This is a genomic window from Enterococcus italicus, assembly GCF_023743875.1.
GTDB classification, from domain to species: domain Bacteria; phylum Bacillota; class Bacilli; order Lactobacillales; family Enterococcaceae; genus Enterococcus_G; species Enterococcus_G italicus.
The window spans coordinates 330,969-351,966 of the sequence record NZ_JAMRVB010000001.1 but is presented as its reverse complement, the minus strand read 5'-3'; the positions used below and the strand labels follow the sequence as shown (position 1 = coordinate 351,966).

The 20,998-nt window shown below is 41.2% G+C and carries 18 protein-coding genes; 2 read left to right on the top strand and 16 right to left on the bottom strand.

The annotated features are described in order from the left end of the window. Positions 1–183: 183 nt before the first annotated feature. The 5 genes from NE257_RS01645 to NE257_RS01625 form a co-directional block, all read right to left on the bottom strand. Positions 184–1,413 carry a DUF1015 domain-containing protein gene (locus tag NE257_RS01645; protein WP_251885651.1) on the bottom strand — a complete coding sequence of 410 codons (1,230 nt, stop codon included), beginning with the start codon at positions 1,411–1,413 and terminating at the stop codon, positions 184–186. Continuing rightward, a complete protein-coding gene (locus NE257_RS01640) occupies positions 1,413–2,597 on the bottom strand; it encodes a phosphoglycerate dehydrogenase (protein WP_251885650.1) in 1,185 nt (394 codons plus the stop codon). The genes NE257_RS01645 and NE257_RS01640 overlap by 1 nt, the downstream gene beginning before the upstream one ends. After that, positions 2,598–3,677, bottom strand: a complete 1,080-nt coding sequence (serC, locus tag NE257_RS01635) for a 3-phosphoserine/phosphohydroxythreonine transaminase (RefSeq protein WP_251885649.1) — start codon at positions 3,675–3,677, stop codon at positions 2,598–2,600. Positions 3,678–3,796: 119 nt separating this feature from the next. After that, positions 3,797–4,669 carry a fructokinase ScrK gene (gene scrK, locus NE257_RS01630; RefSeq protein ID WP_251851181.1) on the bottom strand — a complete coding sequence of 291 codons (873 nt, stop codon included), beginning with the start codon at positions 4,667–4,669 and terminating at the stop codon, positions 3,797–3,799. Positions 4,670–4,694: 25 nt separating this feature from the next. Next, entirely contained in the window at positions 4,695–6,647 is a 1,953-nt protein-coding gene (locus tag NE257_RS01625; RefSeq protein WP_251885648.1) for a sucrose-specific PTS transporter subunit IIBC, read from the bottom strand. A 222-nt stretch (positions 6,648–6,869) separates the two neighbouring features. Here NE257_RS01625 and NE257_RS01620 point away from each other — a divergent pair, with 222 nt between their 5' ends. Both NE257_RS01620 and NE257_RS01615 read left to right on the top strand, forming a co-directional pair. Beyond that, complete coding sequence (locus tag NE257_RS01620) at positions 6,870–8,354, top strand: sucrose-6-phosphate hydrolase (RefSeq protein ID WP_251885647.1); 1,485 nt, start codon at positions 6,870–6,872, stop codon at positions 8,352–8,354. Positions 8,355–8,366: 12 nt separating this feature from the next. After that, positions 8,367–9,344, top strand: coding sequence for a LacI family DNA-binding transcriptional regulator (locus tag NE257_RS01615; RefSeq protein WP_251885646.1), 978 nt, complete (start codon positions 8,367–8,369; stop codon positions 9,342–9,344). A 45-nt stretch (positions 9,345–9,389) separates the two neighbouring features. Here NE257_RS01615 and NE257_RS01610 read toward each other — a convergent pair whose 3' ends face one another. From NE257_RS01610 to lpdA, 11 genes are all read right to left on the bottom strand, one after another. Next, positions 9,390–9,878 carry an LURP-one-related/scramblase family protein gene (locus NE257_RS01610; RefSeq protein WP_251885645.1) on the bottom strand — a complete coding sequence of 163 codons (489 nt, stop codon included), beginning with the start codon at positions 9,876–9,878 and terminating at the stop codon, positions 9,390–9,392. After that, positions 9,875–10,759, bottom strand: coding sequence for an SPFH domain-containing protein (locus tag NE257_RS01605; RefSeq protein WP_251869482.1), 885 nt, complete (start codon positions 10,757–10,759; stop codon positions 9,875–9,877). Before NE257_RS01605 ends, NE257_RS01610 begins: the two co-directional genes overlap by 4 nt. A gap of 110 nt (positions 10,760–10,869) precedes the next feature. Continuing rightward, on the bottom strand, positions 10,870–11,823 hold the full coding sequence (gene trhO / locus NE257_RS01600; protein WP_251885644.1) for an oxygen-dependent tRNA uridine(34) hydroxylase TrhO: 954 nt from the start codon (positions 11,821–11,823) through the stop codon (positions 10,870–10,872). Positions 11,824–11,928: 105 nt separating this feature from the next. After that, a complete protein-coding gene (locus tag NE257_RS01595) occupies positions 11,929–12,675 on the bottom strand; it encodes an alpha/beta fold hydrolase (RefSeq protein ID WP_251851178.1) in 747 nt (248 codons plus the stop codon). Beyond that, positions 12,665–13,297 (bottom strand): SDR family oxidoreductase, encoded by a 633-nt coding sequence (locus NE257_RS01590; RefSeq protein ID WP_251885643.1) that lies wholly within the window; start codon positions 13,295–13,297, stop codon positions 12,665–12,667. The genes NE257_RS01595 and NE257_RS01590 overlap by 11 nt, the downstream gene beginning before the upstream one ends. Next, a complete protein-coding gene (gene nhaC / locus NE257_RS01585) occupies positions 13,290–14,678 on the bottom strand; it encodes a Na+/H+ antiporter NhaC (RefSeq protein WP_251885642.1) in 1,389 nt (462 codons plus the stop codon). Before nhaC ends, NE257_RS01590 begins: the two co-directional genes overlap by 8 nt. Positions 14,679–14,984: 306 nt before the next feature. Next, positions 14,985–16,034, bottom strand: coding sequence for a 2,3-butanediol dehydrogenase (locus NE257_RS01580; RefSeq protein WP_251855108.1), 1,050 nt, complete (start codon positions 16,032–16,034; stop codon positions 14,985–14,987). Positions 16,035–16,335: 301 nt separating this feature from the next. Then, a complete protein-coding gene (locus NE257_RS01575; RefSeq protein ID WP_251885641.1) occupies positions 16,336–17,541 on the bottom strand; it encodes a dihydrolipoamide acetyltransferase family protein in 1,206 nt (401 codons plus the stop codon). A 17-nt stretch (positions 17,542–17,558) separates the two neighbouring features. Continuing rightward, a complete protein-coding gene (locus NE257_RS01570; RefSeq protein ID WP_251885640.1) occupies positions 17,559–18,590 on the bottom strand; it encodes an alpha-ketoacid dehydrogenase subunit beta in 1,032 nt (343 codons plus the stop codon). A gap of 24 nt (positions 18,591–18,614) precedes the next feature. Next, positions 18,615–19,583 (bottom strand): thiamine pyrophosphate-dependent dehydrogenase E1 component subunit alpha, encoded by a 969-nt coding sequence (locus NE257_RS01565; protein ID WP_251851174.1) that lies wholly within the window; start codon positions 19,581–19,583, stop codon positions 18,615–18,617. Between the two features lie 16 nt (positions 19,584–19,599). Further along, complete coding sequence (gene lpdA, locus NE257_RS01560; protein WP_251885639.1) at positions 19,600–20,952, bottom strand: dihydrolipoyl dehydrogenase; 1,353 nt, start codon at positions 20,950–20,952, stop codon at positions 19,600–19,602. Positions 20,953–20,998 lie beyond the last annotated feature (46 nt).

Here is a 20,998-nt window from a genome sequence, read left to right as displayed (position 1 = left end):
CAATTTTTTGGAATTTCTGATCGTATTGCTCGGAGCTAAACGCAGCTGTTTCCTTCTCTTTAAACGGTGTTCCAACTGCAGCTCTCTCGGCAATAAGTCAAAAATTCAAAAATTTGAAATACAATTTTTGGAATTTCTGATCTTTTTGCTTGGAGCTAAACGCAGTTGTCACAACCTCTTTTTTTATTTTTTGGTTTTTAAATCATACAAAAAAAGTCCACTTAATAATTTTGGTTCAAACCATGTTGATTTTGGTGGCATAATTTGATTCGCATCAGCTACGTTCAATAGATCGGCCATTTGTGTCGGATACAACTCAACAGCTATTTGCCACTCTCCAGAATCCACTCGCTTTACAAGTTCTCCAGCTCCACGAATACCGCCCACAAAATCAATTCGTTTGTCTGTTCGAACATCGGTGATGCCAAAAATTGGTGCAATGACATGCTCTTGCAAGAGCGAAACGTCTAGCCCTGCGACAGGATCATCGGACTGAATAGCTACTTTGGCCGTCAGATGGTACCACTGATTGTCAAAATACAGATTAAATTGCCCTTTTTGCTGTGGTTTTTGGTACGAGCTTTTTTCGACAGTGAACACTGGCGCCAGCTGTGCTAAGAAATCACTTGGTACTGAGACGTTAATGACTCGGTTGTATTCATAGATAGCCAACTCTTCATCAGGAAATAAAATCGATAAAAATTGTTCACTCTCAGGAGTAGCGGTATGAGCTGCCCGTTTTTCCAAGCCGACTTTTACTGCAGACTCGGTTCGATGATGACCATCAGCGATATAGAGCGCCGGTACGTGCTCAAATGCTTCTTGCAACGCCGAAATGACAGCCTCGTCTTTGATTTGCCACACGCGATGGTGAACATCATACATATGACTGAACTCACAAAATACAGGGTGTGTCTCTTTCCACTGATCCACTAGCTTCTTGATTGCTTGCTGCTGCCGGTAGCACAGAAAGATCGGGCTAGTATCTGCGTCACATGTACGAATATGGTTCATTCGGTCTTGTTCTTTTTCCGGGCGGGTAAATTCATGCTTCTTAATTTTCCCATCCAAATATTCTTGAATCGAGGTCGTCGCCACGATTCCTGTTTGGCTACGTCCGTTCATCGTCAATTCATATAGGTAATACGTCGGCTCACCGTCTTCGACAAACCACCCTTCAGCTAAAAACTTTTGCAAATTCGCCGCGGCTTTTTCATAGACTTTTGGATCATACGGTGAGGCAAGCTCTGGTAGCTCGATTTCAGAACGATCAATGCGAAAATAACTGTAGGGATTCCCCTCTGCAAAAGCGGCCGCTTCTTTTGAATCAACTACATCATAGGGTAATACGGCAATTTGTTCAGCCAAGTCCGCTCGGGGATGGATGGCCGAAAAAGGATTTACCTTGACCATTAGCTCAGCACCTCCGGATTTTGAATAACACGAACTCTGACAATTGACTCTGTTTCTGTCAATTTGTCCGCTACTTTTTGTAATTTAGCCGCGTCCTTCTCGGCGACGTCAACTAAGGTATAGGCGAATTGATCACGCCCACGATTGACCATGTTGTCGATATTAATGCCAAATTCAGCAATCGTCGAAGAAATGGTTCCTAGCATGTTCGGCACATTTTGATGAATGACTGTCAGACGATTAGGTGAACGAAATGACATGTCGACTGTCGGGAAATTCACGGAATATTTGATGACACCTGTTTCTAAGTAGCGCTTCAATGTCCGCGCCGCCATTTTTGCACAATTAATTTCTGCTTCCTCTGTCGAAGCCCCCAAATGCGGCAATACCAAAACATCAGGATGATGCAATAATTGTTCTTGTGCAAAATCCGTCGTAAAGCCTGCAATTTCTTTGGTCTCAACGGCTTGAATGACTGCTTGTGTGTCGACGATTTCACCGCGCGAAAAATTAAATAGGCGTGCTGATGGTTTCATCATCGCTAATTCCTTGGTGCTAATTAAATTTTTCGTCGAATCTAGTAATGGCACATGAATCGTGATAAAGTCACAAGTGGTCAAAATTTCGGCCATTTCTTGTGCACGCTTGACACGACGCGAGATACTCCAAGCCGTATCGACGGAGACATACGGATCATACCCAATAACTTCCATACCGAGACGATAGGCATCGTTTGCAATCATCGCCCCAATTGATCCTAAACCAATCACACCTAATTTTTTCCCGACTAATTCATGTCCAGCAAATTGCTTTTTATTGGCTTCGACTTGTTCTTCAAGATTCGGTCCTGTTTGTTGTTCCAGCCACTGCACACTTTGTAAAATAGGCCTAACGTTTAACAGCAAGCTGGCTAACACTAGTTCTTTGACCGCATTGGCATTTGCTCCCGGCGTATTAAAAACGACGATTCCTTTTTCAGTGCATTCAGCGACAGGGATATTATTCGTTCCCGCCCCCGCACGCGCAACTGCTAAGATACTCTTTGGAAAGTCGTAATCATGCAGCTTTTGGCTTCTTAAAATAATACCATCCGGCGTATCACTTTCATTGATGGCATATCGTTCTTTTTCAAAGCGCTCCATTCCTTCTGGTGCGATGGCGTTAAATGTTTTTACTTGAAACATTTACTTGTCCCCCTGTTCTTGTTCGAATGCTTGCATAAAAGCTACCAGTGCGGTAACGCCTTCTAACGGGAATGCATTGTAAATACTTGCGCGCATCCCACCCACTGAGCGATGTCCTTTAATGTTTTCAAATCCAGCAGTAGCCGCTTGTTGAATAAAAAATTTATCTAGTTCTGCTTGACCAGTCACAAAGGGAATATTGGTCAATGAACGAGCTTCTTTTGCGACCGGACTTGAAAAAAGCTGTGATTGGTCAATCGCGTCGTATAACAATGACGCTTTTTCTTCGTTTCGCTTCACAACTTCAGCTACTCCGCCTAACTCTTTGACCCATTCAAGAACTAATTTCGCCACATAAATTGCAAAAGTCGGTGGTGTATTGTACATGGATTGATTGTCTGCTTGCACTCGATAATCAAGCATCGGCGCAAAGACTTCTTCCGTATTTAAGAAATCTTCACGTATAATTACGACCGTCAAGCCAGCCGGTCCTAAGTTTTTTTGCGCTCCTGCGTAAATCATTGCAAAATCTTCTACCTGGTAGTCATTGCTTAAAAAATTAGACGACATATCTGCCACAAGCGGTACATTGCCTGTATCTGGAATCTGATGGTAAGAAACGCCGCCGATTGTTTCGTTGGTCGTGATATGGACATAAGCTGCCTCTGGATCCAATTCTGCGATAGTCGGAACCGATGTAAATGAGTCATCTTCGCTTGATGCTACGACTTCTACTGTCACATTAGGTACTTTTTTGGCAGCCGCAATGGCCTTTTTAGCCCAAGCACCTGTGTTCACGTATAGTGCTTTTTTCCCTCGGGCAACGTTTAGAGGCAACATCGAAAATTGTAGGCTTGCCCCTCCTTGCATGAAAAGCACACGGTAATTTTCAGGTATTTTCATTAATTCACGTAATAATTGCTCGCACTCGTCAATAATCGCTAAGAATAAGGAGGATCGATGACTCAGCTCCAAAATGGACATGCCACTTCCTTGGTAATCCACTAAGGAAGATTGTGCTTGCTCCAATACTTTTGTTGGCAAAACGGCTGGACCAGCTGAAAAATTATAAACAGTCATATCATTGTTCGCTCCTTTTCTTATATGTGAAAACAATTATATCAAATTAAGAAAGCATTAGAAAGCTTTCATCAAACAAAAAAAGAAGTTTTCCGAAGAAAACTTCTTTTTCTTATTCATTATGCTGAAAGAGTGACTTTTCTTGCCAGAGCTAAGCAACCCATCGTACCCGCGTTGTCTTCCAAAGCCGGAGTAACAATGTACTCATCCAATGATGGTGTTTTTACATAGCCTTTCATCAAATTCGTAAAGGCTTCGTGTACTTTTTTGACCATGTGTTGTTGTTTCATTACACCACCACCTAGGATAATTACATCAGGTGAAAGCATCAAGGTTGTATTGTACACGCATTGAGCGATGTAATCTGCTTCAATTGTCCAAAAAGGATCTGATTCTGGGACATCGGCTCCTTTTTTGCCTAGACGTTTTTCGATTGCTGGACCAGCAGCCATCCCTTCTAAACAATTGCCATGGAAAGGACAATTGCCTTTATATGAATCATCTTCATGAGGAACGATAAGCATATGGCCCATCTCCGGGTGACTAAAGCCTTCTACAAATTGGCCTTTTTGGATTGCTCCGCCACCAACTCCTGTACCGATTGTATAATACACAACGCTATCTAAGCCTTTGCCATGGCCAAAAACATATTCACCGTATGCAGCAGCATTTACGTCAGTCGTCCAAGCAACTGGTACAGAAAATTCCTTCTTCATTGCGCCCACAAAATCATAATTTTGCCAAGCGAGTTTAGGCGTAGAGGTAATGTATCCGTAAGTTGGTGATTCTTCATGAATATCAATTGGTCCAAATGATCCAATCCCAATTCCGACAAGCTCTGTTTCAAATTTTTTGAAGAAAGCTATCACCTTTGCCATTGTTTCTGCAGGAACCGTTGTTGGAAAACTTTCGCGATGCAAAATCTCCAAGTCTTCATTCCCTACTGCACAAACAAATTTTGTTCCTCCTGCTTCGATAGATCCATATAACACGTAACTGTCCTTCTTTCTTTTAAACTTAGTTGCCTTTTTCAGTTGCTTTCGTCAATGCTAAAACTGCATCCTTATGAGATACGTGTCCATCAGTTACGACAGCAACCTCAGAGTAATTCGGTGTATTCGTAACAATTTGCATCACTGTCGTATCGTAGCCAGCTTCAGCAATTTTTTGACGATCAAATGTTCCTAATACATCACCTTGCTTCACAACTTCTCCTTGTTTACGATCAGAAGAAAAATGTGCACCTTCAAGATTAACTGTATCAATACCGATGTGCAACAATACTTCAGCTCCATCGTTTGATTGAATACCAAAAGCATGTTTTGTTTCATAGACAACCGATAGTACCCCACTAACAGGTGCGTAAAGTGTGTTATCAGTCGGGATAATGCCAATTCCTTTGCCCATTAATTCAGAAGAGAAAACAGGATCGTTTACTTCTTTTAAATCAACAATGTCCCCTTCGACTGCTGCAGCGATTACTTCGTCCGATGCTTCATTTGTTGGTGCTGAATTGATTGAGACAGCTACATCATCTGTCGCTTCGACAAGTGGTTCATTCATTTTCTTGCGACCGTAAACATAAGTTAGCACAAATGCCACGATAAAACTGATACATGCAGAAATAGCAAAGCCTTTGTATCCACCACTAGCTATTGAAATAAATCCAATCACACCAGCTGAACCTAGTGCTGCTGCTAATACATGGAAAACACCGATAAAGGCACTAGCAATACCAGATGCAATCATCGCACAGATAAACGGAAATTTCAATTTTAAATTGATCCCAAAAATTGCAGGCTCAGTGATCCCTAATAAAGCAGATACGCTAGCAGTAGAAGCCAATGCTTTTTGTTTTTCATTTTTTGTTAATAAAAATACTGCGAACGCTGCCGCACCTTGTGCAATATTGGCCATTGATGCGACTGGGAAGATAAATGTACCCCCTGTTTTAGCAATATCAGCGATTAATGTCGTTTCAATTGCTGGGAAGCTTTGGTGTAGTCCAGTAATCACGATTGGAGAATAAAATAATCCTAGTACCGCTAAACCAACTGGGCCAGCTGTATCATACAACCAGACTAAGCTCGTTGTCAGACCATCGCCGACACCGCGCATCACAGGACCTACGACTGTAAATGTTAAAAAGCCAGTAATAATAATTGCTAACATTGGTGTGAATGTAAAGTCTAAGACAGTCGGAATTTTTTTATGCAAGAATTTTTCAAGTGTAGCTAAAATGTAAGCAACGGCTAACACAGGTAAAACAGATCCTTGGTAACCAGCTTGGGCTACGTTTAAACCAAAGACATTCCAATAAGGCATGGTGCCTTCTGCAATCGTATTGGCAACATTGTAGCCATTAACTAAGGATGGCATTACCATCGCCATCGCCATAGCAGCACCTAGGTATGGATTTCCGCCAAAACGTTTTGTTGCTGAGAAACCAACCAAAATTGGTAAGAACGCGAATGGTGCCGATGCTAATAAATTAATAATAGAGGCGACATCGGTAATTGCTGGGTACATTTGCACCAAAGATTGTGCGCCAAATAATTTTTCAGCTGTTAAGACATTGTTGATTGCCATCAATAACCCACCGGCTACTAAAGCTGGCATTAATGGAACAAAGATATCTGATAGCACTTTCACAAAATTCATCATTGGATTTTGTTTTTTTCCTTCTTGTGCAACTGCTTTTAAGTCTTCAGTCGAAGCCTCTTTCACTCCTACGATCGTGACAAGTTCTTCATAGACCTTATTCACATCTCCAGGTCCGATAATAATTTGATACTGGCCATTTGTTTCAAATGTGCCTTTGACATCTGCATTGTCATCTAATGCTTTTTGATCCACCTTGCTTGAGTCTTTCAAGACAAGACGTAACCGTGTAGCACAATGCGCTGCTGCAACGAAATTCTCTTTGCCCACTGCATCGGCCACTTGCCGTGCAACTTCTTTGTGATTCATTTGAACTCCTCCTTTGAAAACGTTTTTCATCATTATGATACCTGATTTTTAAAAAATGTCAAACGTTTATCAATTTATTTTTTATTGAGTTTTAAAAAAATACTAAAAACACTTTTAAATAAGGTTTATTATCTAATAATAAATTTGATTCTCGTTTGACATTTAGCACAATTAAAGCTATCCTTATGGAAAAAGAATGCGGTTTCTATATAGGAGGAAAGAATGAACAACATTACTGAATGGACAGATGCTTTACGATATCAAGATTACGAAGATTGGTCGGATGAATATCTGTATAACTTAAAAACACAACAGCGCGATTCTCCCTGGCGCTTTGCTTACCATATTCAGCCAGAGACTGGCTTATTAAACGATCCAAACGGCTTTTCCTATTTCGATGGGCAATGGCATCTCTTTTATCAAGCCTATCCATTTGGCCCTGTGCACGGCTTAAAATCATGGTATCATTTAACTTCAAAAAATTTAGTCGACTGGCAACGTGATCAATTACGCTTATTGCCTGATACCTCTTTTGATAGCCACGGTGTCTATTCAGGATCGGCGCTACCTGTCGATGATAAGCTTTTCTTGGCATTCACTGGTAATGCTCGTGACAAAAACTGGGAGCGCCACGCCACGCAACTAGGTGCTTGGATGACTCCTGATTATCATGTAGAAAAGCTTGCAACGCCATTGATTCCCGCTCCACCAACAGGCTATACTCAACATTTTCGTGACCCACAAGTATTTGTTTATGAAGAAAACTATTACTTATTGATGGGGACCCAAAATGACGCAAAAGAAGGAAAAGTCCTACTATACAAAGGAACTTCATTGACTGAATGGGAACTCGTCAATGAATTACACTTTTCAAGCGAACAAATGGGCTATATGATAGAATGTCCGAATTTAGTTTTTGCGGATGACAAGCCAGTGCTTATTTTTTGTCCCCAAGGATTAGACAAACAGACTTTTGATTATCAAAATATTTATCCGAATCTATATGTCATAGCGGATGACTTTGATCCTGAATCAGCAACGTTGATTACCCCTTCTGATTTTCATAATCTAGACGAAGGGTTTGATGTCTACGCTACTCAGGCTTTTCAAGCACCAAATGGCCGAGCGCTAAGTGTCGGCTGGGTCGGTCTACCTGATGTGACGTATCCATCTGACCAAGAAGGCTGGGCTCATTGTCTCTCGTTAGTACGTGAACTACGGATTATAAAGGGCCAATTGTACCAACAACCAGTTGCTGAGTTAGAAACTTTGCGCCAAGCAGTCCTTCCTATGAGTGACCTACAAGGTGTTTTCTATCAGCCAGAAAGTAATTGCTATGAATTAACACTAACGATTCCTGCCGATGAAGAAAGCACCCTGACCTTATTCGCTTCAGCTGAACATGATTACGGATTTGATATTCATTGTGATGCAAAAAATGGTATGATTACGGTAGATCGAGGACGAATGGCCTTACAAGTAAATCCAGACTTTGGGACAAGTCGCACAATGAACGTGGCACCCAACGCTGCCATCGAGCTACGCCTATTTGTGGATGGTTCGATTTGCGAATTATTTGTCAATGAAGGCGAAAGAGTCTGCACTAGTCGCGTCTTTCCTAAGAAAGAGGACACGACGATTTTACTAGACGGTGTTGCTGATAATAGCACACTATGGTCCCTTCGTTCGATTCATTTAGACGACTAAAGGAGCAAAGGTATGAAACTAACGGATGTTGCCAAGCGAGCAGGTGTCTCACCAACGACTGTGTCGCGCGTCATTAATAATTACGGATCACTAAGCCAAAAAACGATTGATAAAGTCCATGCGGCGATGAAAGAGCTCAATTATCAGCCCAACGCTGCCGCTCGTTCGCTCCAAGGAAAAAATACACAACTGATTGGTTTGTTGTTCCCATCAGTCGCGCATCCTTTTTTTGGTGAGTTGGTCGATTTATTGGAGACGAAATTATTTGCGCGCGGCTACAAAACGCTTTTATGTGACTGCGCTAGTAATAGTGAAAAAGAACGAAGCTATCTCCAAATGCTCGCCGCAAATAAGGTCGATGGCATTATCGCTGGTGCCCATAATTTAGGCATTCAAGAATATGAACAGATTCATTTGCCGATTATCTCTTTTGACCGTCAGCTGGCCACATCAATCCCAATTGTCGGCAGCGATAACTTCCAAGGTGGTTATTTAGCCACTCAAGCGTTGCATCAAAAAGGGGCACGAAAAATCGCCATTATTACTGGTAGTTTGGCCTCAAGCTCCCCGACAAACAATCGTTTACAAGGCTATCGCTCGTTCTTAAGTGAACATCAGTTAGATGAACAATTATTTTCCTTTGCTTCATTCGAACATTCTTATGTTCTAAAAAAAAGAAAAGTCAAACAAATTCTATCCGAACAATCTTTCGACGGCTTATTTTGCACAGATGATCTGACCGCTATTTTAGTCTGGAATTGTTGCCAAGAGCTAGGGATTTCTTTACCAGATGACTTGAAGCTGATTGGCTATGATGGCACAACATTCATCCAAAACTTCTTCCCACAGCTTGCGACGATAAAGCAGCCATTGGAAGAAATCAGTACGTTACTAATCGACTTATTATTGTGCCGAATCGCATCGCCTACTAAAGAACTTGAAGCACTCTATAAACTTCCATGTACGGTGATCAATGGCCAATCTCTATAATGTAAGGGAGTGTGACAGAATTTTGTCACACTCCCTTTTTTCTCTTTATTCGCCACTGTCTTGTTTTTCTGAAGCTTTGACGTAATCAATCGCTACAACGAGAGCAACAATCGTATCTTCGTACCTAGTATCTCTTATTTGGATGGCATAAGAATCTCCCCAGCTAATCCATTTTTTGTTTATTTTTGCGACTTGCTTTTTGCCATTCGTGACAGTAAACGACATATCCCACCAGTCCCCATTCACTTGTAAGTCACCAATGGAAATGCTGTATTTGGGACGGAGGAAGGAAAATTGCTTTTTGATCACAATCGTTTCGCCATTAGCCATATCTACATAAAAGGTCGGAAAAAAAGCCACGATTTTCTTTTTCATCTTGGCAACCAGTTTTCCATCGACTGACTGTAAACGAAATTCTTTTGGAATTTTTAAGACGCTGCCTTTTACTTTGTAACGCACGCCTCCTTGTTCATCTGTCACCGTAAATTTCTCACCAACTGAAAAAACTTTTTGCTTCATGTAAAGTGTACTCATTCGTTTGACCTCCGATCGTTTTGGACATCGCCAGTATTGATGACTGGCTGTGTACCTTTATCTGTAATAATGGATACCAATAAATTATTGATTAGCTGAACTTTGCGGTCATCGGTAAAGGCAATGTCTTGATTGGCTTGGATTTGTTGCAATGCCATCTGTGTCATCGTGACCGCACCTTCTACGATCGTTTGGCGAGCAGATAAAATGGCTCGTGCTTGCTGCCGTTGCAACATGGCACTAGCAATTTCTGTAGCGTACGCTAAATGATTGAGGCGTGTTTCAATCACTTCGACGCCCGCAACTTGTAGCCGCTCTTGAAGTTCTTGAGCTAATTTTTCTGATACTTCATTTGTATTGCCTCGTAATGTAAGATCATCATCATTAAACGTGTCATAAGGATATTGAGAAGCAATGTGTCGAATCGCCGTTTCACTCTGAATTTCCACAAACTCTTGATAATAATCGACATCAAACAATGCTTTGGCGGTATCTACAACCCGAAAAACAACGACCGCTGATATTTCAATCGGATTGCCATCTAAGTCATTGACTTTCAAGGTAGCACTATTGAAATTACGCACCTTCAGCGAAAGATTGATTTTTTGTGTCAATGGTGTCGTAATAAATAGGCCATTGGATTTTATCGTTCCTAAATACTGACCAAAAAAGAGAATCGCTTTGGCTTGATTGGGACTCACAATTGTTAGTGAGCTAATAAAAAGCAAGGCAACCAACGTCACGACCAAACTCAATACAATTTTCCAGACACTTTCTTGAACCACACCCAAGTAAAACAAGTACGCATCCGCAAATAAGACCAATACTAGAATCGTTAAACCTAGGTAACCATTCACATGAAACGTATTCTTTTCTTTCATTCTCTAATCCCTCCTCTCCTCTATTATCGCACATGTCGCCAAAAAGAACACTTCACAAGAAAAAACTCGACTTCCAAAAGGCGAACCTCTTGAAAATCGAGTTATAATTATTACGCAGTAATGCTTGGGGCAATCGCTGCTAAACGAGCTGAGCGCTCTTCAGCAGATAAGTTGTGTTTAATAACGTAGCGGTTATTGCCACTCGCTGCACAGTCATATGAGCAAGCGCCTAAATGTTTGTGTTCATTTTCTTCAGAACACAAAATTTGGCGATTACATTCTGGATTGGCACAGTTGATGTAGCGTTCGCAAGGCGTACCGTCAAACCAGTCTTTACCGATGACTTGTTTGTCAACGTGATTGATTTCTACACTAATGCGATCATCAAAGACATACATTTTACCATCCCAAAGCTCGCCACGAACTTCTGGATCTTTTCCATACATAGCAATCCCGCCATGCAGTTGAGCAACATCTTTGAATCCTTCTTTTACTAACCAACCTGAGAATTTTTCACAACGAATCCCACCGGTACAATACGTTACGACACGTTTGTCCATAAATTGTTCTTTGTTGTCTTGAATCCATTGTGGTAACTCGCGAAAGTTACGAATGTCTGGGCGTACAGCGCCACGAAAATGACCTAAGTCAAATTCATAATCATTGCGCGCATCAATTACGACAGTATTTTCATCCAGTAGTGCTTCTTTAAATTCTTTCGGTTCTAGATATTTCCCAGTAATTTGATGGGGATCAATGTCATCTTCTAAATGCAAGGCAACCAATTCTTCACGCGGTCTGACAAACATTTTGCGGAAAGCATGCCCTTCTGATTCATCAATTTTAAACATCGTATCAGCAAAGCGTTCGTTAGCAAGCATATGCTCCATATAAGCATCTGTCGCCTCGATTGTTCCTGATACTGTGCCGTTAATTCCTTCGTTTGCTACTAAGATACGTCCTTTCAGACCTAGAGATTTACAAAATGCTAAATGCGTTTTAGCAAATGTCTCCGGATCTTCAATGTGCGTATAATTGTAGTATAGTAAAACACGATAGTCCATATATTGTGTCTCCTCCTTAAATTCATACGAAAGAATTATAAAAAAAACAAGTAAAAAAAACGAGTTTTTTGCTTGTTCATTTCTATACAATGTTTTCTTTATTCTTTAAGCTAAGTGTTCCTTAAAGAAACTAGCAACTAATTCCATCGTCGCCCCTTTGACAAGATGCTTCTCACGCTCTTTTACAAATGTGATCTGTTCAGATGGATTTTGTAAAACAAATCGTTCGACATGACTAATAGGAATTTTTTCATCCGCTGTTCCGTGCCAAAATAACAAGGGACGATTGCCTCTTTTTTGAGGCTGCTGCGCCAGGTCATAGGCATCCGTCCAGCCTAACAAATCTTGGTAATCTTTGGGTAAAAATAGTTGAAACATCCGCGCATGACCTTGCAAGCGATCCTTGTAGGCTTGTAAGTCTGGTGACCCCATAATACATGCAGCTGCCTGTATTTCGGGATGATGGGTCAGTAATGCGCATGTCGTCATACCACCCATCGAAACACCACCAACCCCTATTTTGCCATTTGTTACATTTAGTCGCTGAAAATACGCCACAATACTTTCAAATTCAAAAAGATTGGTATGAATACTTTGCCAAAAGGTCAAGGACGGAATCGTTGATTTGTCTGTTTTGCGCTCACCGTGATTCATCGCATCTGGCAGAACTACACGAACGCCTTCATTGGCTATTTTGCGTGCTTGGGTCAAAACAAGTTCTTTGGATGTCTGCCAGCCATGGTAATAAATTACTAGCGGCAATGCTTGATACACTTGCTCTTGAGGAACGACTTCTAAAACTGGAATCGTGCCGATGATTCGTTTTCGAATGGCTAATTTTTTATGACTCATACCTATCCCCTTTTAAAGATTGCTTAATGGCTTGCTGAACAGCTACACCGACTTTTTCGACTGGTTGTGGTTTGATTGGCGTTAATGCTTGCTGAATGATGGGTAGTTTCTTACTAAATAAAATCATTCGCGCCATCGCCCGCGAATACTTGCGCCCCTCTCCATACAAGAGACTTGGTTTAATGAAGGCCACTGGAAACGACTGCTTTTCTAAGAAATCCTCAGCTTGTTTTTTCCAGTAGAGATACCCTTGATGGAATGGCAAGCCGTGAGCAGCTGATACGTAGATAAACAAATCAGGCTGACTCGAACCAAGACTAGCAACCATTAATTTAACTAATTCATAATGGTAGCGCTGGCAAGTGAGTTGTTTGGCTTTGTTTTCAACTAATAGACCAATCGCATCGATCAGCACATCCCCTGACTTCACGTGCTCTTGCCAGTCAGTTGGCGTAAAGACATCCGCACGTACCCAGGTTACTTGCTCCATCCATGGCTCAACTTGTTTAGGCTTTCCACTTCTAGAAATACTAATTACCTGATACTCAGCAGTTGCCAGTTGCTTAGCAATACTTTGACCGACAAATCCACTACCACCAAAAATAACGACTCGTTTATTCATTGATACACTCCCTTTCTTGGTAGGATACACCAATACCGGTCATAGCACTTACCATCGAGAATAACGGCGAAAGCAAACTAAAAAAAGCAAACGGGGCATACGTCAGAACCGGAACGCCAAAAGTGGTTGCCACAAAACTTCCTGCAATCCCCCATGGAACTAGATAATTGATCACTGTGCCGCCATCTTCCAATGTCCGACTTAAAACGACGGGGGCTAATTTTTTCTTTGCATAGACTTCTTTCAAGGCATTTCCTGGTAAAATGACCGATAAGAATTGTTCACCAATAAATATATTTACCCCTATACTCGCGATTAATGTGAAAAAAATCAATGAAACAGTCTTTTGAAAGAGCGGACTCAGGCGATTTAAGACTGTCGCAATCAAGTTCGTTTCAATTAACACTCCTCCTAAAGAGAGCGCTAAAATAATTAAGGCGATGGTCGGTAACATACTCTCAATGCCACCTCTTGTTAGCAATATGTCAACTTCAACATTGCCAGTATGTGATTGGTAGCCTTCATTCATTAACGTAGCCAATTGTTTGAATAGTACGGCTTTGACTTGGATAAAGTACATAGCTGACCCGACGACAATATTTAATAAAATTGTCGCAATTGCAGGTATTTTTTTCCAAGCACACAAAAACATCACAAGGATTGGTAACAATGACCATGGAGAAATGAAAAAATTCTCTTTAAGCAGCTGTACCGTTTGATCGATAGTCGTTAAACTAGCTGATGCATTCGTATGACCTAAGAACAGAAATAAGATCAACGAGATGAAAAAAGCTGGAACGGTCGACCAGAGAAGATGCTTAATGTGAAGAAATAAATCTACCTCGACAACGGCAGCAGCAAGGTTCGTCGACTCAGACAATGGCGACATTTTATCACCAAAAACAGCCCCAGACACAATCGCTCCCACCACTAATGCTGGCGAAAGGCCTAGCGTCACGCCCACACCGAATAGAGCAATACCAATCGTTGACATGACGGTAAAAGCACTACCGACTGCACTGCCGATCACAGCACAAACAATAAAAATTGATGGCACGAACCATTCAATACGCAAAGTCTGAAAGCCATAAACCATTAAGGTTGGAATAATTCCCGCTTGAATCCAGACGGCAATCAAGGCTCCCACCAAAATAAAAATCACAATTGGAATAATTCCTGGTCGGATTCCTTCGACCATTCCTTTATGAATTGCATCAAACGAGCGATCTTTCCAATAGACATATCCCGTTAATACCATCAATACAATCAAAACTGCGATCAAGGCACTCATCTGCACAAAAATGACAAAATACGCCAAAGTAGCAAAAATAACAAGCAAAACAAGACTTGCTTCAACAAATGATGAATTTTTTTTTAACATATATAATTCCTCTTTTTATCTCTAGATAGCTTCAGTTTAGCATATTTTTTTGCGACTCACCTTAGCATTCGCAAACTGACGAGTATCCATTCAAGAAATCATGCAAACGACCATAATCCTGAGACACAAAAAAATCTGTCTTTTAAAATCGTCACGGGGACCACCAGTTCCAAGCAAAAAGTCCCGAAAATCCAAAAGTTTGAACAACAACTTTCGAATTTTCAGGACCTTTTACTTGGAGCTTTTCAGCTTCAATCTTTTTGGTAGGGTGGCCACACAATCGCCATTGTGCGGCCTAATTTTTAATTAGCGACCTTTTTGAATGTCTACTAAGATTTTCGATTGTGATTTGTCTCTAGTCAAAAGACCAAAGCCTTCTTCCACAATTTCTTCTAATTCAATTTTTCTTGTAATCACTGGATCAACAGCTAATTGACCACTTGCAATCGCTTGAATTGTTTGGGCAAATGTCGTACGGGTATAGGCAATGGTCGAAGTGATTTTCACACCAGAGTTAATCAATTGCATTGGGTGCCAAGATATTTCATGAGCAAAAATAGACACAATGACCATCATGCCGCGTGCTTTCGTAACATCTATCGCTTGTTTGACTGTTACTTCAACACCCGCAACTTCAAAAGCAACATCGACCCCGCCGTTTGTCATCGCACGGATTTCCTCAACAACATTTACTTTTCCTGAATTCAATGTGACCGTCGCACCTAATTCTTTGGCTTTTTCTAAACGTTCTTCTGACAAATCACAAACGATAATATCCACCGCACCAGCAGCCTTGGCAGCAGCAGCCACTAAACATCCGATTGGGCCGGCTCCAAAAATAGCAACTTTGTCACCAAATTTTACGCCGCCTTCTTTACACGCTTGTACAGCAACCGCTGTTGGTTCAACTAAAGCTCCTTCTTCAAAAGACATTTCATCTGGCAATTTGTACACGTAATGTTCTGGAACGGTACAATATTCAGCGAAGCCGCCATCTCTTGCCAAGCCAATAAAGTTATAGCCATCATACAAATCAACTTCTTCAGCTTTTGCTTCATTTGACATCGTAGGAAAAATAGCTACACGATCGCCAACTTTTACATCCTTCACTTGTGAACCAACTTCTTCAATCGTTCCAGAAAATTCATGCCCCATCGTTAAAGGCGCTTGACCTTTTGCAAATGGATCTGGTTGATCAACGGGAATAAAAATTGGCCCTTCTAAAAATTCATGTAAGTCTGAACCACAAATCCCAGTAAATGCTACTTTTACTCGAACTTCATCTGGTTCACACGCCTTTACTTCGACATCTTCTACACGGACATCTTTTTGTCCATGCCATACTGCTGCTTTCATTTGACATTCCTCCATGCATTGTTCATTCGTCACGTTTCCTTCAAAACATGTGAAGCACTTAGATAATAAGCAAACAGTGTGCCAAAACTAAAACAGTTGATACAATCGTACTTTTTTAAAAATACTGTAACAAATCGGAAAGTTTTATGAAACATCATGTTACAAAACGTATCACGATGTATCGTATGCTTCGAATGGAAAAGACAGAAAAACCAGAAGTTGCCTTTCCAACTTTTGATTTTTCTGTCTTTTTACTTATAGTAGAACTTCTGACACACGACCTTAAATACGAATAAACCTTTTAGAATACTAAACTATACGGATTTTCCAAGTAGAAAATGATGCGGCCTAAAAATTCTGCAGCTGGTGAACCGTCTAAGATTTGATGATCGAATGTCAAGCTTAATGGTAATTTCTTCAACTCAACTACTTCGCGATTTTCATCAAATGCTAATTGGCTTTGCATTGACCCAACACCTAAGATACCAATTTCTGGTGTATTGATGATTGGTGTGAAGTACTCTGCTCCACTCTTGCCAAGATTACTGATCGTAAAGGTCGAACCTGAATAATGCTTGCCAGCTAACGACCCATCACGAGCTTCGGTAATCCGACTATTTAAGGTCTTACCTAATTCAGTAAGCGTCATTCGATCAGCGTCTTCAACGACTGGTACAACTAGGCCATCTGCAACGGCAACGGCCATCCCAAGATGAACTGCCTCTTGTTTTTCATAAGAACCATCTTGATACCAGGCATTCATATCTGGTGTTTCTTTCAAAGCCAAGATGACTGCTTTTGAAAGCAAGGTCGTAATACTTAATTGACCATCCTTCAATGGAACACTCGATTTAGATTGCAATTCTTTCTTGAATGCTAATAAATTCGTAATATCTGCTTTTTGTTGGATGGTTACTTGTGCTGTAGATTGTAAGCTATGCATCATACGTTCAGCGATTGTCTTACGCATACCTTTTAAGCCAGCTCCGACGGTTGAAGGTGCGGCTGTAATAGTAGTCTCCACACTTGGTTGATGACGCTGTACATCGCGTCGAGTAATTCGACCATTGCCACCTGAGCCATTAATTTGGGCAATATCAAATCCTTTTTCAGCCGCTAATTTGCGTGCTAATGGTGTAATAAAGATACGTTCACCTGCTTTTCTTTCGGGTGCCGCTTGTGCTTTTGGTTCCTCACTTGTTGCCTTATTTTCCTCTACTGGAGCAGAAGTAGGTTCAGCTGGTGAAGCCTCCCCGCTTACTTGTTCACCTGGCTCTCCGATATAGCCGATTGGCGCAGTACATTCCGCATCATCGCCCTCTGCTACCAAAATTTGAATCAATGTTCCATCTACTGGTGATTCAATGTCGTAGCTTAGTTTTTCAGAACTAATTGTACATACAACTTCACCTTTACTAACGGCATCGCCTTCTTTTTTCGCCCAATTGTCGACGGTTCCTTCTGTCATTGTAAGCCCTAATTTAGGCATTGTAATTTCTGTTGCCATTCACTATCCACCTCCTCTTATTTCTTTAAGTCCGCGATTAATTCATTTGCAGTTTTTAATACCCGGTCTGCATTTGGTAAGTATAATTGTTCTAAGTTTGTAGCAAATGGCACGGGTGTATTTGGGGCACAGACACATTTAATTGGTCCATCTAGATAATCAAATGCTTTGTCTCCGACGATAGATGCGATATCTGTCGCAGTATTATTATGTGGATTGGCTTCATCAATCACGATTAAACGACCTGTCTTCTTCACTGACTGAATAATCGTTTCTTGATCCCACGGTGCTACAGTAACCAAGTCGATTACTTCTACAGAGATGCCATCTTTCGCTAATTTATCTGCCACTTCAAGAGCAACGTATAACATTTTTCCGATAGTCACAATGGTCAAATCCGTTCCTTCTTGTTTTACTTTTGCTTTTCCGATTTCAACAGTATAGTACTCTTCTGGCACTTCACCTTTTAAGCCATAAAGAGTCTTATCTTCAGAGAAAATAACAATGTTGTCATCTTCGATAGCAGCCGTTAGTAATCCTTTAGCATCATAAGGGTTAGAAGGGACAACTACTTTGACCGCTGGAATAGAGCCAAAAATGCCATAATATGATCCTGAGTGTTGAGCAGCGGCACTTGCGCCTGCACCATGGCACGTACGGACAGTCATCGGAATTTTCGCTTTTCCTCCAAACATATAGCGCATTTTAGAGCCCTGAGCTAAGATTGTGTCAAAACAAAAACCAATAAAATCATTAAACATCAATTCAGGGACTGGACGTAATCCTGTAGCAGCAGCACCAACTGCCGCTCCCATGTAGCCCATTTCTGAGATTGGTGTATCAATCACACGTTCGCGACCGAATTTAGGCATCAGACCTTTTGTGACACCAAACACGCCACCCCAAGCATCTTCATTTGACTCTTCTAAGTGAGGAACCTTTGCTCCTCCGGCAATATCTTCACCAAGTAAGATTACTCGTTCGTCACGCTCCATTGATTGTTCTAATGCTTCGTTAATAGCTTTCATAAAAGTAATTTTTCTAGTCATGTTTCTTCTCTCCTTTTTCTCTGCTTAGTCTGCGAATACATCTTCATACAATGCTTCTGGGCGTGGAACGGGACTTTCTTCAGCAAATTTAATGGCATGCGCAATATCAGTAGTTGATTTCTCAGCAATTTCTTCTGCTTCTTTTTTCGTTAATAATTTTTTCGCAATTGCTTTTTCGATAAATTCTGGAATACAATCGCGGTCTTGACGATTTTTTTCTTCACCATCTATATTTTTGTATTTTTGTTCATCACCTTCAAAGTGACCGTAATTACGATACGTTACACATTCAACCAGTGTTGGCCCTTCGCCTTTTCGTGCACGCTCGATTGCTTCACCAGCAGCTTCATAGACTGCAAACAAGTCATCGCCATCCACTCTTACACCTGGAATGCCATATGCTGCTGCACGTTCGGCGATTGTTTTAGAACCGGATGAATACCATTGCGGTGTTGCTTCCGCAAATGAGTTATTTTCGTTAACAAAAATGACCGGTAATTTCCAAATCGACGCCATATTAATTCCTTCATGGAACGTCCCTTCATTCGCAGCGCCATCACCAAAGAAACATACCGCAACATCTTTTGTTTTTAGATATTTATTTCGTAAGCCCGCTCCGACAGCGATTGGGAAGCCGCCACCGACCATACCGTTAGCCCCAAGCATTCCTTTACCAACGTCGGCGATATGCATCGAGCCACCTTTTCCTTTATTTAAGCCCGTCTCTTTCCCATAAATTTCAGCCATCATGCCATCTAAGTCGCAACCTTTTGCGATACAATGTCCATGACCACGGTGCGTACTTGTAATATAATCATCATCTGTCAAATTCGCACAGACGCCTGTTGCAATTGCTTCTTCGCCAGCATATAAGTGAACGAATCCTGGAATTTCACCTGTCGTAAAAATATCATGCACTTGGTTTTCAAAATTACGGATATCGTACATTGTTTTTAGGATCCATTTTGCTTGATCTTTTGTCATTTTTGTCATTTTCTTTTCCTCCTTATTAACCATGAATTGCTCGTCCAAATAATGAATTGCTCGTCTCACCAATCACTTCAGAAAGCGTCGGATGGGCAAAAATCATTTCATCAAGCTCATCAATTGTTCCTTCTGCTTCTTTTACAGCTAAAATCGTATGAATCATCTCTGTTGCATGGCTTCCGACAATTACTGCTCCTAGAATTTGATGGTAGTGTTTTTCACTAATTATTTTGACAAATCCATCTGTTTCCATCGCTGCAATGGCTTTCCCATTTCCTGAAAAAGGCATCGTCTTCACAACTACATCTTGATATTGGGCTTTCGCTTCTTCTTCAGATAGTCCAAAACTTGCTACTTCAGGACTAGTATAAAGACAACGTGGGACAGATGTTTTATCCACTGGGAATCTCTCAGTACCAAACATCGCCTCGACAGCGCGTATCCCTTCTTGACTGGCAACATGTGCCAATTGATAACCTCCGATGACATCGCCTATTGCATAGATACTTGGAATACTGGTCTGATACGTATTGTTTACGCGAACGAAACGGCTTGCTTCATCCAATTCAATCTCTAGTTGACTCGCTAAAGTCAAATCTGGTTTTCGACCAGCAGCTACGAGTAAGCGATCATATGCCACAGCTTTCCCAGCTACGATGACTTCCTTATCGGTTACTTGGTCAATTTTTGCAGAAGTCGTAATGGCAATGCCCATTTTTGACAATTTCTTTTTGATGATTTTGCGCGCTTCTGGATCTTCCGTTAGTAAAATATCTTTGGCTACCTCTAATAATGTTACGTCTACGCCCAATGGTTTCATTGCAAATGCCAACTCCACTGCAATAATCCCACCGCCGATAACGACAAGTTTTTTCGGTAACTCAGTCATCGAAAAGAACGTATCGGTCGTATCATAATGTGCGTGTTCAATCCCATTAATCGGTGGCACAAAAGGTTTTCCCCCTGTCGCCAATAAAATTCTTTCAGCATGCAATGCTTTCTCAGCTACCTCGACGCACGTCTTAGAAACTAACGCAGCCTCACCTTCGATGTAATCAATTTTATTACTCGAAAACAAATGCTGAATGCCCGATTGCAGTGTTTGAACGACGCCATTTTTTCGCTCGACCATTTTTGAAAAGTCTATGGCATTGAGCGTAGTATCTACACCATGTTTTTTTCCTTCTTCTAATGATAAGAGCCAATGCGCATGTTGCAGATAGCTTTTCGAAGGTATACAGCCTACATTTAGACAGGTACCTCCTATTTTATTCTTTTCGACCACAGCTACTTTTTTGCCAAGTTGTGCAGCTTTAATCGCCGCAACATAGCCGCCCGGTCCAGCGCCAATGACAATTAAGTCATAGTTTGTCATGAATTGTCCCTCCTTATTGATTACGCTTTCATTTTAGTAATAAGCA